The sequence below is a fragment of the bacterium genome, assembly GCA_017744355.1.
Taxonomy (GTDB): Bacteria; Cyanobacteriota; Sericytochromatia; order S15B-MN24; family UBA4093; genus JAGIBK01.
In genome coordinates this window covers 1,018,354-1,032,079 of record JAGIBK010000001.1, presented here as the reverse complement: position 1 = coordinate 1,032,079, position 13,726 = coordinate 1,018,354, and the positions used below count along the sequence as shown (strand labels likewise).

Genomic DNA, 13,726 nt, shown 5'->3' with positions numbered 1-13,726 from the left:
ACGCAATCTTCACGAAACATTGATGCGCTACGATGGGCACCAGGACAGGAAAGGAAGGCTCGCAATGGTGCTGAACAATTATCGCTGCCCTCGCTGCCGCCACCGCCTGACTCGTGTCTCCAAGTGGCTGGGGTACTGCTGCGAATCCTGCCGGCTCGTCGTGACGTTCATCGACAAGGAGCAGGCGCGCATCACCCCGATTGCGGGCGAAGACCCTCAGATCCTCCCCATCTCGGCCCTGAGCGCGACTGCTTAGGGCTTCAGCGCTACTCTTCCTCGGCTTCTTCCTCGACCGGCGCCACGTTGCGCAGCGGAGGCAGGGCCAGGTAGTGGTTGATGACGCTCCAGATGCGATCCTTGGCCTCGCCCGTCTCGGATGAGGCGACGATCAGGGCTTCGCGCGGGGCGCCTTCCAAGAGCAGCGTCTCGGCGCAGACCTTGCGGTGGGCCTCCCACTTGGAGCGACCCAGCTTGTCGGCCTTGGTCGCGACCACCGTGGTGGGGATCCCCTCGGCCTGGAGCCACTCGAACATCTGCACGTCCAGGTCGGTAGGCGGGTGCCGCAGATCGACGATCTGGATCACGCCGTGCAGGTTGGGGCACTCCTGGAGGTAGGTCTCGATCATCTGGGCCCACTGGGCCTTCTTGGACTTGGAGACCTCAGCGTAGCCGTAACCCGGCAGGTCCACCAGGTCGAAGGCACGGTTGACCCGGTAGAAGTTGAGGGTCGCGGTCTTGCCGGGCGTCGAGCTGGTGCGGGCCAGGCTCTTGCGCTGCAGCAGGCGATTGATCAGGGACGACTTGCCCACGTTGGAGCGGCCGACCATAGCGATGGCCGGCAGCGCGGGCTTGGGGTATTGATTGGGGTTCACCGCGCAGGCGGCGAATTCGGCGCTCGTAATCTTCATGAGCACCAGTTTAACACGGTTGAAAATTAGTCGTTCCAGCCGGTTCCAGCCTTGACGAAGATCATGCAATGATCGATGCCCGGATGGTGGCTGACCATGTACCAGCCATCCGCGCGCTGTTCGATCTCGCCGGGGGCGGGCCATTCCTTGGTCTTTTCAACGAGCTCCTCGCGGGTGGCGAAGGGGCCGTAGGCGCCAGTCTCGGTGGCGTCCATGCGAACGGCGGCGGGGCAGGGGCAGATGGCGGCGAGGTTCTTCTTGCCGTCGGCCTTGAAGTAGGAGAGCGGCCCGTAGCAGGGGCAGAAGCGGGTGCCGTACTCCAGCTGGTTGCGGGTCAGGCCCAGCTCGACGGCTTCGACCACGCCGGGATCCTTGTAACGCTCCCACGCGAGGCGATCAAGCACGCCGTCCACGAATTTCCGGGTGCGTTCGCGCTCGGCCTCGAACTCCTCGGGGGTGTAGGGTTTCTTCTCGACGGCCATGGTCCCTCCTCGTGCAGCGGATAGGTACCCTCCCAGTTTACAGCAAGGCGTTCGGGCGTTTTTTGAACATCCCGGCAAAGCGTCCCGGCGTGCTAGAATCCCCCCATGTCCAACCCTTCAAGTGCCCTATCGATGCCTCCTTCGGCCGCTTCCGAGCGGAAGGGCTATGCCTTCATGCTGGGAAGCAGCCTGTGCTTCGCCGTCATGGGGGCCTTCGTCAAGCAGGCGAGCCTTACCCTACCTATCCTGGAGGTCTCCTTCTTCCGGGCCTTCGGAGGGCTGGTGATGATTGCCGCCTGGATGATCCTGACGGGGGAGTCCTTCGCCGCACGGGACAAGGGGATCCTCATCTGGCGCGGGGTGCTCGGCTGGGCGGCGCTGACCGCCTTCTTCTTCGGGATCTCGACCCTTTACCTGGCCGATGCGGTCCTGTTGAACTACACCTCGCCGTTCTTCACCGCGATCATCGCGACCTTCGTGCTCGGCGAGCGCCTGTCGCGCCCGAGCGTCCTCGCGCTGCTCTTGGCGAGTGCGGGAGTGGCCTTCGTGGTGGGGCCCAAGGGGGGCTTTTTGCACTGGGAGGCCCTGGTGGCCCTCAGCTCCGGCCTGTTCGCGGCCTTCGCCTACGTGGCGGTCAAGCGCGCGACCGCCCGCAACAGCCACTGGATAATCGTCCTCTACTTCTCGGCGGTCGCCTCGCTCTTGACCCTGCCGCTGATGGCGCCGACCTTCCGCTTTCCGACCCCGCTCGAATGGGGGCTGCTCTCGGGGGTGGCCGTGTCGGCCACGATCGCTCAGGTCTTCATGACGCTTGGGTATCAGCATGCGCGGGCGACGACGGCGAGCATCGTCTCGCTCTTCACCCCGTTCATCGCGGCTTTGCTCGGTCTCCTCTTCTTCAAGGACGTGCCCACATGGGCCACATGGCTGGGTGGGGGCTTGATCCTGGCGGCGGGCACGCTCTTGACCCGCGACAAGAGCACCTGACAAAACCAGGCATGTTACGGCCTTTGGCCGCCGTGGGCGGCTTGAAGGAACAGTTTTGTCAGGCGCTCGCTAAAGCTTGCCATTTGCTAGCGCTCTTTCTAGACTTTAGCTAACGCTTCCCCACGTGCAAGGAGACCCCATGCGCAAGAATTCCATCGTCCGGGTCCTGGGCGCCGCCCTGGTCGCGGGCGCTATGCTCACCGCCGCGCCACGTCCGGCGCTCGCAGCCTACCCGATCCAGCAGTACCTGCAGATGCGCACCGCGAGCGCAGGCGTCTTCACCCCCGACGGCAAGCAGATCGTCTTTTCGACCAACATCACCGGGGTGCCGCAGCTCTGGCGCGTGCCGCGCGAGGGGGGCTGGCCCGAGCAGCTGACGTTCTTCCCCGACGCGGTGAAGGGCGCCGTCCGCTCCCCCAAGGGCGACTGGTTCCTGTTCGCCAAGGACAACGGCGGCGATGAGCGCACCCAGCTCAACCTGATCTCGCCGGACGGCTCGCGCACGGTCGCTTTGACCAACAACCCCAAGGCCATCCATACCTTCGGGGGCTTCTCGCCCGACGGCAAGCAGATCGTCTATGCCGCCAACAGCCGCGACGTTTCGTTCTTCGACCTGTACGTGATGGACCTCGCCAGCCGCAAGTCCAAGCGCGTGCTGACCCAGGACGGCACCAACTACGCGCTTGCCTGGTCGCCCGACGGCAAGGGGATCGTCTTCAGCCGCGTGGACACGCCCTCCAACGCCAACCTCTACTGGCTGGACCTGGCCACGGGTGCCGAGCGCTTGCTCACCCCCCACACGGGCAACGCCAACTACGAGTCGGTGGCCTTCGGCAAGGACGGTAAGCTCTACTTCAGCTCTGACGAGGGCCGCGAGTTCACTTGCCTTGCGAGCCTCGACCCGGCCGATCCCGCGGCCAAGGTCACCTTCATGACCCGCGACGCCATCGAGGTCGAGGGCGTCGAGCTCAGCGACCAGCGCGATCGCATCGCCTACCTCGCCAACCGTGACGGCTACTCGGATCTCTACCTGCGTGTCCTCGGCACGCCCAAGTCCGAGCGGGTCACGGGGCTGCCCCAGGGCGTCATCAGCCACCTGAGCTGGGCGCCGGACGGCAAGAGTCTGGTCTTCACCTTCAGCGGTCCCCAGCACAACTACGACGTCTGGACCTACGACCTGACCAAGAAGGTCGCAAGCCAGGTGACCAAGAGCTCGCTCGCAGGCATCCCGCGCAGCACCTTCGTGGCGCCCTCGCTGGTCAAGTACCCGTCGTTCGACGGCCGCCAGATCCCGGCCTTCCTGTACCTGCCCCAGGGGGCGACCAAGAACAAGTCGCTGCCCGTGCTCGTCTACGTCCACGGCGGTCCCGAGAGCCAGGAGCGCCCGGACTTCGCGAGCTCGTTCCAGTACTACCTGAGCCGCGGCTACGCCATGCTGGCCCTCAACATCCGTGGCAGCACGGGCTACGGCAAGACCTACACCCACCTGGACGACACCATCAAGCGCAAGGATGCCATCAAGGACGTGGAGTACGCCGTGCGCTACCTCAACGCCTCGGGCTACGCCAACCCCAAGAAGATCGCGATCATGGGCGGCAGCTACGGCGGCTACATGACCCTCGCGGCGCTGACCATGCTGCCTGATCTCTGGGCGGCGGGGGTCGACACGGTGGGCATGTCCAACCTGGTCACCTTCCTTGAGAACACCGGCCCCTGGCGCCGCCCGCTGCGCGAGGCGGAGTACGGCAGCCTTGAATACGACCGGGACTTCCTTGAAGAGGTCTCGCCCATCAACCACGTGGACCAGATCAAGGCGCCCCTCATGGTCATCCAGGGCGCCAACGACCCGCGCGTGCCCAAGAGCGAGGCCGACCAGATCGTGGCGACCCTGCGCGAGCGGAACCACCCGGTCGAGTACCTGGTCTTCAACGACGAGGGCCATGGGGTGGTGAAGCTGAACAACCGCATCAAGAGCTTCACGAGCACGGCCAACTTCCTGGACAAGTACGTCAAGAACCGGAAGTAAGCCGCCGCTTACAAAAAGCTGCTCGGCAAGGTGACGCGAAAAGTCGTCCCCTTGCCGAGTTCGCTTTTCAGGGTGATGGTGCCGCCGTGCGCTTCGACGATGGCGCGTGAGAGGGGCAACCCCAGGCCCGCGCCGGGGTAGCGCCGTGCGGGCCCGCTGTCCAGCGGCGAGAACTTTTCGAAGATCTGCGCCTGTGCTTCGGGGGCGATCCCGATGCCCGTGTCGCGTACCTCGACCCAGACCTGCGCATCGCTGCGGCCCGCGACCACTTCGATGCGGCCGGGGCTCGGGGTGAACTTGCGGGCGTTGTCCAAGAGGGCCTGGAACACCTGGGCCAGCCGGGGCGGATCCCCTTCGAGGGCAAGGTCGTGGCCTTCGAGGTCGAGCGAGAGGGTGAGGCCCGCCTCGGTGATCGCGGGGCTGGCTTCCGCGACAAGCTCGGTGAGCAGTTCGTCCAGGTCGATGGGGACCTTTTCGAGCGAGAGCAGGCCCGATTGCAGCGCGGTGAAGTCGAAGAGGTCGTGCAGCAAGCCCGATAGGCGCTCGGCCCCGGCGATGATCTGGGCGAGCGTTTCGTGCTGGGTGGGGCTCAGGGCCCCCTGGGTCTCGTCTTCGAGGGCGTAGCTGAACCCCAGCACCTGGCTCAGGGGGGTGCGCAGCTCGTGGCTGAGGTTGCTCAGGAAGTTGGTCTTGAGCTCGTCGAGGCTCTTGAGTCGAGCGTTGGCCGCCTGGAGCTCGGCGAGGATCTCGCTGCGCTCCAGGGCGAGGCCGAGGGCGATCGCGAGCCCGCTGAGGAAGGGCACCTGTTCGGCGGTGTAGGCATGGGGCTGGGTGCTGGTGAAGAAGAGGACCCCGATGGGGCGCCGGCGGCTCGAAAGCGGCAGGGTGAGGCTCGCGCGCATGCCCTCTTGGACCAGAAGCGTGGTCGAGTACGAGGCGGGGTGCTCGCGGGCGTAGGCTTCCAGGTCGTTGATGATCCTGAGCTTGCGCTCTTGAAGAATCGGCGCGAGGCTCGATCCGCTCAGGACACCGCGCTCGCCCGGTCCCCACAGGATGGGGCGCTTTGACCTAACGTGCCGCGAGTGCAGCACCCCGTTGTCGTCGAGCACCGCAAGGCCGATCCGATCGAAGGGAACGAGCGAGTCAAGGGTTTCGAAGAGGATGTCGACCACCTGCTCAGGGGTGCCCCCTTCGTTGAGGGCGATCGCCACGCGCAAGAGCTCGGCCTCGTGGCTCTTGGCCTCGCCGGGCACGGCATCGACAGGGTCCAGGTAGTAGTAGCTGACGCCCATCGCGATCGAGCCTCGCGGATGAAGAGGGCCCCTACTCGCCCCCATTTAAGCCGAACCTCCACCCGGAGGAAACCCTCGGTGGTCCAGGGTTACGGGGGTGATTCCGTATCTATTACCGATCCCCGTTGCGTCTTTTTCCGTCTAGGCTCACCTGGGAGGGTCTTGCATGGCGAATGAGATCTTGCGCGCTGAGCAATCGCATGGCGACTGGTATAGCGCTATAATGGCTCGTATGGACGAGTTTAAGGTCAACTTGCCGGCCACCCTGGACCAGCGCCATCGCTTGCTGAATGAGGCTTTGAACGCGATCGCCATTGCGATCACCGCCGAATCCGAGCTCGACAAGATCTTCCAGGTCATCGTGGACGCGGCGCGGATGCTGGTCAACGCCAAGGCGGCCATCATCTACCATGTCAACGACCAGCTCACGGGCCTGGTGTCGGCGGCCTTCTCGTACCAGAATGAGGGCGATCGCCGCGATCCCGGCCACGGCTCGTTCATGATCCCGCTCGGCAAGGGCCTCATCTCGGACATCTTCTATGCAGGCAAGCCCGTTCGCCTCGAAGACGTCTCGCTCTACCCGGGGCGCCAGGGCTTTCCCGCGGACCACCACCACATCAAGCAGCTGATCGGCATCCCGCTCGCGGACAAGACCGGCAAGAGCATCGGCCTCTTGATGGCCAGCGACAAGCTGGACGGCTCCAACTTCGGGGTCGAGGACGAGGAGATCTTCCTCTCGCTGGCGCGCCAGGGCGGGATCGCCGTCGAGAACGCGCGCCTCTACAAGGCCCTGCGCGAGACCAACGAGAACCTTGAGGCGCTGGTGCACGCCCGCACCGCGGAGCTCGCCCAGAAGAACGATGAGCTCGAAGAGGCCAACCGCCTCAAGAGCGAGTTCCTGGCCAAGATGAGCCACGAGCTGCGCACCCCGCTCAACTCGATCATCGGCTTCTCGGACATGCTGCTCAAGCAGTTCTACGGGGAGGTCAACGACCAGCAGCGCGACGGCCTGGAGCGGGTCCTGCGCAACGGCAAGCACCTGTTGGACCTCATTAACGACGTGCTCGACATCGCCAAGATCGAGGCGGCGCGCATGCCGGTGCGGGTGGAGCCCTTCGCCCCACGCGAGGTCCTGATTCACGCGATGACCGCGGTCGAGCCGCTCGCGCGCAAGAAAGGCCTCGTGCTGCACGCGGACCTGGACGAGGCGCCCTCCGAGGTTTCGAGCGACGTGACCAAGGTGCGCCAGATCGTGCTCAACCTGCTCACCAACGCCATCAAATTCTCGGAAGCGGGCGAGGTGCACGTGGCGGCGCGCAAAACGCCCGATCACTGGAGCGTGTCGGTCCGCGACACGGGGATCGGCCTCGAGGCCGACGAGATCCCGAAGGTCTTCGAGGAGTTCTACCAGGTCGATAGCTCGACCACCCGCAAGGCGGGCGGAACGGGGCTCGGCCTTCCCATCTGCTTCAAGACCGCGCGCCTCTTGGGCGGGACCCTATCGGTCGAGAGTACCCCGGATGTCGGCAGTACCTTCACCGTCACGCTGCCACTCGTTACCGCTCCGGTCGAGGCCGTCTGATGCGTCGGGTGCTCTTGGTCGAGGACGTGGAGGACAACCGCAAGCTGGCAGGAGATCTGCTGCGCTTCGGGGGCTGGGAGGTCGTCGAGGCGATCTCGGGCGAAGAGGCGATCGCGATCGCTTGCCGCGAGACCTTCACCCTGATCCTCATGGACCTGTCCCTGCCCGGGAACATCGACGGCTGGGGGGCTACCCAGCGCATCAAGCAGGAGCGCTCCTGGCCGGTGGTGGCCCTGACGGCCCACGCCATGGCGGGTGATTCCAAGAAGGGGATGGAGGCCGGGTTCGACGGCTACATCACCAAGCCTATCGACGTGGGGAGTTTCCTGTCGCAGATCGAGGAGGTCGTCGCCCGTGCAGGGGCCTGATACGCGCATCCTGGTCATCGACGACCATGAGGACAACCGGGTTCTGCTCAAGTTGATCCTTGAGTCGCGGGGCTTCGGCTACCTGGGAGCCGCGAGCGGCCCCGAGGGGCTTGCGATCGCACGGCAGGAGCGCCCGGATCTCATCCTCCTGGACCTGCAGATGCCCGGGATGGACGGCTTCGAAGTCCTCATGGCGCTCAAGGCCCACTCGGTGACCCGGACGATCCCGGTCATCATCCTGACGGCCACGTATCTGGAGCCCAAGAGCGTCGAGCGCGGCCTCAGCCTGGGAGCCGACGAGTACCTCACCAAGCCCATCAACCCCGACGAGATCCTGGTGCGGATCCGCTCGGTGATCCGGGTGCGCGAGGCGGAGCGCGAGCTTAGGCAGCTGCGCAAGGACTTCTCGTCCATGCTGGTCCACGACCTGCGATCGCCGCTCGAAGGGATCGGGATCGCCCTGAACCTCTTGCTCGGCCAGGAGCTCGCCGAGCGCGACGCGCACCAGCTGGTGCAGCTTGCGCGCGACCAGGTGCTCGATATGTCTCGGATGATCGAGGACCTGATGGAGCTGCACCGGGCCGAGGCGGGGCTGAGCCTTGCGAGCGAGAACGTGAACCCGCGCCACCTGGTGGCGGACGTGGCGGCCGAGAGCGACCTGCTCGCCCAGAGCAAGGGCCTTGCGCTCAGCTGGGAGGCCCCGGACGATCTGCCCTTGCTGCTCGGCGATCGCCGCATCCTCAAGCGCGTGTTGACCAACCTGGTGGGCAACGCCCTCAAGTTCACGCACCAGGGCGCCGTCGCCATCCGGATCACGCGCATGCCCGAAGCCCTCTCGTTCGAGGTCCGTGACACGGGGCCGGGGATTCCGCCGGACGAGCTTGCGCGGGTCTTCGACAAGTACTTCCACATCCAGCGGCGCAAGGAGCGTCCCGAGCACGGCTTCGGCTTGGGGCTCGCGTTCTGCAAGCTTGCCGTCGAGGAGCACCAGGGGACGATCCGCGTCGCGAGCGAGGTCGGCAAGGGCACGGTCTTTACCGTCGAGCTTCCGCTTACTTCCTAGCAGCCAGCACCGTCAAGGTGATCGCGGGGTCCTGGGGCCATTGCCGGGCCTTGAGGTAGGCCAGGCGCACGTTGAGCACGAGCGCGCCCCACCCAACCAGGCCGCAGACGCCCGCCCAGGGCAGGTACTGACCGAGACCCAAGAGCAGCAGCCCGGTCCCGCCGATGACGGCGACCTGCGAGGCGCCGAAGGCCGTCCACGAGAGCGCGGGCACGAGCAGGCTTCCAGGGCGCGTCTCGTCCTCGTCGCCTCGGACCATGGTGGCGAGCAGCCGGATCCCGATGTGCAAGAGGTAGCCGTTGACCGACTGGCCCATCCAGCCGACCAGCGCCACGAAGGCGAGGGCCGCTTGCCATTCGGCGTGGCCCGCGGTTACCCCCAGCCCGATCAGCACCATGGCGACCAGGTACAGGAGGGTCATGCCGACGAAGGCGATGGGGGGCTTGTGGTCGTTGGGCGCACCGATCACGAGCTTCGCGGTGTCGAGGCAGTAGAATACGGCGGCCATGGCGATCGCCGCCATCCCGGCCCAGCGCAAGGCCGGATGCTGGATGCCGGGAAGCAGGCCGATGAGCAAGAGCCCGAGCCCGACCGTGAAGCCCCCCGAGACCCAGCCGTGGAAGCGATGCTTGACGCGCCGGCGGCCCGTCACGGGGAAGAGGGTGCGGGTCGAGACGCCGATGATGAGCAGGCTGAGCCAGCCGCCGCCCGCGAGCACCGCGTGAAGGGGCGGGAGCCACACAAGGACCTGACCCCACGGCGCGCCCGCGAGCGCCCAGGCCATGGTGGCGCCGAGCACCGCGGCGACCCCAAGGGCCCCGAGCACGATGAGGAAGGCGGACCGGAAAGGAGCCTTGGTGCCGGCCGGCGGCCTAAAGGAGAGGACGGTCGCGACGGCGGGGCCCATGAAGCCCAGCAAGCCGAGCAAGAGGAGGCCGGAACCCACCGAGAGCGCGAGCGGCTGGCTCAGGGCGAAGCCCGTCACCAGCGAGGCGGCTCCCAGCCCGAAGGGCAGGAGGGACCAGCGGGCCACGCCTTCGGCGCGCCATTCGATGTCCAAGAAGCCCGGGATCACGTGGACGAGCACGCCCAGGGCGGTCAGGGTGAGCCAGCCGAGCGCCACCGTGTGGATCCAGGCGAGGGATGGCATCGAGAGGCCGGGCGTCGAGGGCCACGCGAAGGCGATGAGCATGGCCCAGGACGCGCCGTGGGCGAGCTGGGCCGCCACGAGGGCGGCGGGGGGAATCCAGGGGCGGGTTGCGGCGGGTGCCATCGGTGAACCTCCTCGTCGAACGAGATCGGCTCTAGTCTAGCATCCGCCGCAGAGGAGCACTATGAGCCACCTCAGACTAACGCGCTTCGCGCAGCAGCTTGGGCGCCGAGGCCCCCGGATCGGCCGCGATCCGGCGCGAGGTCTCCTCGCTCAGCTTGAAGAAGGCGATCGCCGCGAGCAGCTCCTGGGCCTGGGTTTGCAGGTCGCCTGCCGAGCGCGCGATGAGAGCCGTGCTGTCCACGGCCTCGGCCGCCGCCTGGTTGATGCGTTCGAGGGACTGGACCACCTGCTCGCCGCCCTGGCGCTGCTCGGCCGCCTTGAGGCTGACGTCTTGGGTGCGATGGTTCATGGTTTCGGCCGAGCGGACGATGAGATCCGAGCCCTGGGCCTGCTCCTGGATGGCGAGCGTCACCTCCTGGGTCATGGCGCTCATGCGCGAGACCGCGCCGGTGATTTGCTCGATCCCACGGGCCTGGGCCTCGCTCGCCTGGGCGATGCGGGCCATGCGGACACTCGCCTGGCTCACCGCGGAAACGATGGCCTCCAGGGTATCGCCCGCTTTGCGGGCGAGCTCGCCGCCTTCTCGGGTGGCCTGGGTGCCGTGCTGGGTCGAGGCGATCGCCTGGGCGGTTTCGTCCTGGATGCTGCGGATGATCCGGGCGATCTCGCCGGTGGCCTTGGCGGAGTGCTCGGCGAGCCTGCGCACCTCGGCGGCCACGACCGCGAAGCCCTTGCCGGCGTCGCCGGCGCGGGCCGCCTCGATGGCGGCGTTGAGGGCCAAGAGGTTGGTCTGCTCGGCGATGCCCTCGATCGCCTCGACGATGACCCCGATCTCGTCAGAGCGCTTGCCGAGCCCCTCGATGCTCTGGGCGACCGCGTGCATGGTCTCCTGGATCCGCGCCATCCCCTCGATGCTGAGGCCGACGGCGTGGTGGCCCTGGCGGGCGACGTCCGCTGCTTGATCGGTGACGCCCTGGGCCTCGGCGACGTGGCCCGCCACCTCTCGGATGGTCGCCGTCACGCCCTGGATGGCGGTGGCCGTCTCGCCGGCCGCGCGGGCCAGCACCTCGGCGTTGTCCGCCATGCGCCGGCTGCTCACGCCCATCTCTTCGATCGAGCTGCTGGTGGTGGCGACGTTGGAGGCCAGGATCTGGGCGTTGCCCGCTACCTGGTCGCTGCGCTCGGCCATCTGCTCCATCAGCTCGGTGGTCGCCTTGATCACCGACGCCTGGGACCAGGATCCCTGCGCCAGGCGCGAACTGCCGTCGCCGATTTGCTCGACGCCCTCTTCGACCACCTGCGCGGCGGTGCGGACCCGCGTCACGACGCCTTGGAGGCTGCCGATCATGCGGCGCAGGCTGTCGGCGAGCTGCCCCATCTCGTCCTCGGCCCGAAGCGTGACACGCTGGTCCAGGTCCCCGTCGGCGATCGCCCGGGTGACGTTCGTCAGCTGACGCAGCGGCCGGATGATGTGCTTCGAGAGGATCCAGGTCATGACGAGCAGGAGCCCGGCCAGCAGGACGGCGGTGACCAGGGCGGTGAGCAGGTTCTGGCGGCCGAGGAGCGCGTCGATGTGCTTGAGCGAGGTCTTCATCTCGATGAAGCCCCGGACGTCGCCGGGCTTGACGCCCGGGTGACAAGTGACGCAGGACTCGTTGGCCTTGACCGGGTAGTAGGCGAGGAAGAACCGCTTCCCCTTCTCCTGGGTCCAGCGGGCCTGGGGCTCGCTCTGGCGCAGGATTTCGAGCAGCTGCGGGTCGGTGACGGTCGTGCGGAGCTTCTCGGGCTTCGAGGTGAAGGTGGCGTGGCCGTCAGCCCGGTAGACCGTCAGCTCCCGGACCGTGTCGTTGACCATGCCTTCGAGCGTCTGCTGGACGAGCGGCACGTTGCCGGTCGGCATCAGGTTCTGGATGAGGGTCGCCTGGCTCGGTCCGATGATGTGGGTGGCGTTGTAGGTGGTCTGCTGTTCGAGCGAACGCTTGAGCATCGCGTTGCCGAAGAGCATCGAGACCCCCATCGTGAATACGAGGGCGAGGCCCAAGAAGCCCAGGGTCTTGGCCTGGATCGAGCGCTGGAAGCGATGGAGCATGGCGACTGGCCTCACTGGAACGATGGGGGGTGGGTGGTCTCTGGTGGGTTAGAGGGTGCGAGAGAACTTGCGCGTGCCGGGGACTTGCTCGCCGAGGTAGGCGTCGAAGGCCATGCAGATGTTGCGCAGCAGCAACTGGCCGCGCGGCGTCACCTTCAGGGCGTCGGTCTCGATCGTGAGCAATCCGTCCTCGGCGAGCGGCTGCAGCTTTTCGAGCTCGGCGCCGAAGTAGGCGTCGAATTCAATGCCGTGCAAGGTTTCGAGTTCGGCCTTGTCCAGGTAACAGTGGCCGATCAGGCGGTTGATCACGTCGCGGCGCAGCCGGTCGTCGGCCGAGAGGCGCATGCCGCGGCTCGCGGGCAGTTCGTCGGTCTCCATGGCCGTGAGGTAGTCCATGAGCTTGCGCGGGTTCTGGTAGTAGACCGCGTCCAGGTCGCTGATGCTCGAGACGCCGAAGGAGTACAGGTCGCTGTCGGCGCGGGTGGTGTAGCCCATGAAGTTCCGGCGCAGGGTACGGTCGGCCTGGGCCTTGGAGAGCTCGTTCTCTTCGAGGGCGAAGTGGTCCATCCCGATGTAGCGGTAACCGTGTGCGAGCAGGGAGTCGATCGCAAGCTCGAAGAGGGCGATCTTCTCCTCGGGGGTGGGGAGGGTCTCCTCCTTGATGAGGTTCTGGTGGGGCTTGAGCCAAGGCACGTGGGCGTAGTTGAAGAGGGCGATGCGATCGGGGCGCAGCCGGTGGATCTTTTCGAGGGTCTCGCCGAAGCGCGTCGCATTCTGGAAGGGCAGCCCGTACATCAGGTCGGTGTTGATCGAGACGAAGCCCAGCTCGCGGGCCTTCTCGATGAGGGCCTGGGTCTGCTCGAAGGGCTGGATACGGTTGACGGCTTGCTGGACCTCGGGGTCGAAGTCCTGGATGCCCATGCTGAGGCGGTTGAAGCCGAGCTTGGCGAGCGTCTCCAACTGCTCGAAGGTGGTGACGGGCGGGTGGACCTCGATCGAGACTTCCGCTTCGGGATCGATCGTGAAGCGCTCGGCGATCGCCCCGTAGAGCCTGCTGAGCTGCTCGCTGTTGAGATAGGTCGGGGTGCCGCCGCCCCAGTGGATCTGCACCACCGGCCGGTGCCGGATGAGCTTGGCCGTCAGGTCGATCTCGCGGATGACGGCGTCGAGGTACCGCTCGACCAGGTCCTGCTGCTTGGTGACGAGCATGTTGCACCCGCAGTAGTAGCAGAGCTTGTGGCAGAACGGGAGGTGGACGTAGAGGGAGAGGGGGGTGTCCTTGCGGCTTTCCTGGTTTTCAGCGATGGCGCGCAGGGCGTCCTCTCGCCCGAAGGCGTCGGACCACTCAGGGGCGGTGGGATAGCTGGTGTAGCGCGGACCAGAGGTGTTGTAGCGCTCAAGGATCTCGCGCGGCAGGACGTAAGGGTGCTGGGGCATGACAAAGCTCCTCGCATGGCGGGCGGCCTCCGTATTCTCCTTTGAGCGAGGCAAGACGGCATCCGGGGAAACTACGCGTTGCGCTGAATGGGATAGAACTTCTGGTTAAAAGGGTACGATTGACCTGCTGCCGACGGCGTCCGCAGCCGAGCCAACCCCGAGAAGCCTGCCCCCACGCGTGCCTCGGCCCGAGGCGCAAGGACGTGCAGCGGCGTTGAC

At 66.4% G+C, this 13,726-nt stretch carries 12 protein-coding genes; 6 read left to right on the top strand and 6 right to left on the bottom strand.

The annotated features are described in order from the left end of the window. The first annotated feature begins 64 nt into the window (after window positions 1–64). Window positions 65–256 (top strand): hypothetical protein, encoded by a 192-nt coding sequence (locus tag J7643_04900; GenBank protein ID MBO9539917.1) that lies wholly within the window; start codon window positions 65–67, stop codon window positions 254–256. A gap of 10 nt (window positions 257–266) precedes the next feature. Here the strand turns inward: J7643_04900 and J7643_04895 are convergent, their stop codons facing one another. Together J7643_04895 and J7643_04890 are read right to left on the bottom strand one after the other, a co-directional pair. Then, window positions 267–908: a YihA family ribosome biogenesis GTP-binding protein gene (locus J7643_04895; GenBank protein MBO9539916.1), complete on the bottom strand. Its 642-nt coding sequence runs from the start codon at window positions 906–908 to the stop codon at window positions 267–269. 26 nt (window positions 909–934) lie between these two features. Then, window positions 935–1,390 carry a hypothetical protein gene (locus J7643_04890; GenBank protein MBO9539915.1) on the bottom strand — a complete coding sequence of 152 codons (456 nt, stop codon included), beginning with the start codon at window positions 1,388–1,390 and terminating at the stop codon, window positions 935–937. A gap of 174 nt (window positions 1,391–1,564) precedes the next feature. On the opposite strand from J7643_04890, the gene J7643_04885 reads away from it, so the two are divergent. Further along, a complete protein-coding gene (locus J7643_04885) occupies window positions 1,565–2,377 on the top strand; it encodes a DMT family transporter (protein ID MBO9539914.1) in 813 nt (270 codons plus the stop codon). 139 nt (window positions 2,378–2,516) lie between these two features. Further along, complete coding sequence (locus tag J7643_04880) at window positions 2,517–4,403, top strand: S9 family peptidase (protein ID MBO9539913.1); 1,887 nt, start codon at window positions 2,517–2,519, stop codon at window positions 4,401–4,403. A gap of 8 nt (window positions 4,404–4,411) precedes the next feature. Here the strand turns inward: J7643_04880 and J7643_04875 are convergent, their stop codons facing one another. Beyond that, entirely contained in the window at window positions 4,412–5,695 is a 1,284-nt protein-coding gene (locus J7643_04875; protein ID MBO9539912.1) for a HAMP domain-containing histidine kinase, read from the bottom strand. 232 nt (window positions 5,696–5,927) lie between these two features. On the opposite strand from J7643_04875, the gene J7643_04870 reads away from it, so the two are divergent. From J7643_04870 to J7643_04860, 3 genes are read left to right on the top strand one after another with little or no spacing between them, the layout of a single operon-like run. Then, the gene (locus J7643_04870; protein MBO9539911.1) at window positions 5,928–7,277 is read left to right on the top strand and encodes a GAF domain-containing protein; all 1,350 of its coding nucleotides are present in this window, start codon (window positions 5,928–5,930) and stop codon (window positions 7,275–7,277) included. After that, window positions 7,277–7,645 carry a response regulator gene (locus J7643_04865; GenBank protein MBO9539910.1) on the top strand — a complete coding sequence of 123 codons (369 nt, stop codon included), beginning with the start codon at window positions 7,277–7,279 and terminating at the stop codon, window positions 7,643–7,645. Before J7643_04870 ends, J7643_04865 begins: the two co-directional genes overlap by 1 nt. After that, window positions 7,632–8,708, top strand: a complete 1,077-nt coding sequence (locus J7643_04860) for a hybrid sensor histidine kinase/response regulator (GenBank protein MBO9539909.1) — start codon at window positions 7,632–7,634, stop codon at window positions 8,706–8,708. The genes J7643_04865 and J7643_04860 overlap by 14 nt, the downstream gene beginning before the upstream one ends. Here the strand turns inward: J7643_04860 and J7643_04855 are convergent. The 3 genes from J7643_04855 to hemN all read right to left on the bottom strand — a co-directional run bounded on the left by J7643_04855 (window position 8,698) and on the right by hemN (window position 13,507). After that, window positions 8,698–9,981, bottom strand: a complete 1,284-nt coding sequence (locus tag J7643_04855; protein MBO9539908.1) for a hypothetical protein — start codon at window positions 9,979–9,981, stop codon at window positions 8,698–8,700. The two genes, J7643_04860 and J7643_04855, sit on opposite strands and share 11 nt — an antisense overlap. A 76-nt stretch (window positions 9,982–10,057) precedes the next feature. Beyond that, a complete protein-coding gene (locus J7643_04850) occupies window positions 10,058–12,070 on the bottom strand; it encodes a HAMP domain-containing protein (GenBank protein ID MBO9539907.1) in 2,013 nt (670 codons plus the stop codon). Between the two features lie 48 nt (window positions 12,071–12,118). After that, window positions 12,119–13,507 (bottom strand): oxygen-independent coproporphyrinogen III oxidase, encoded by a 1,389-nt coding sequence (hemN, locus tag J7643_04845; GenBank protein ID MBO9539906.1) that lies wholly within the window; start codon window positions 13,505–13,507, stop codon window positions 12,119–12,121. Window positions 13,508–13,726 lie beyond the last annotated feature (219 nt).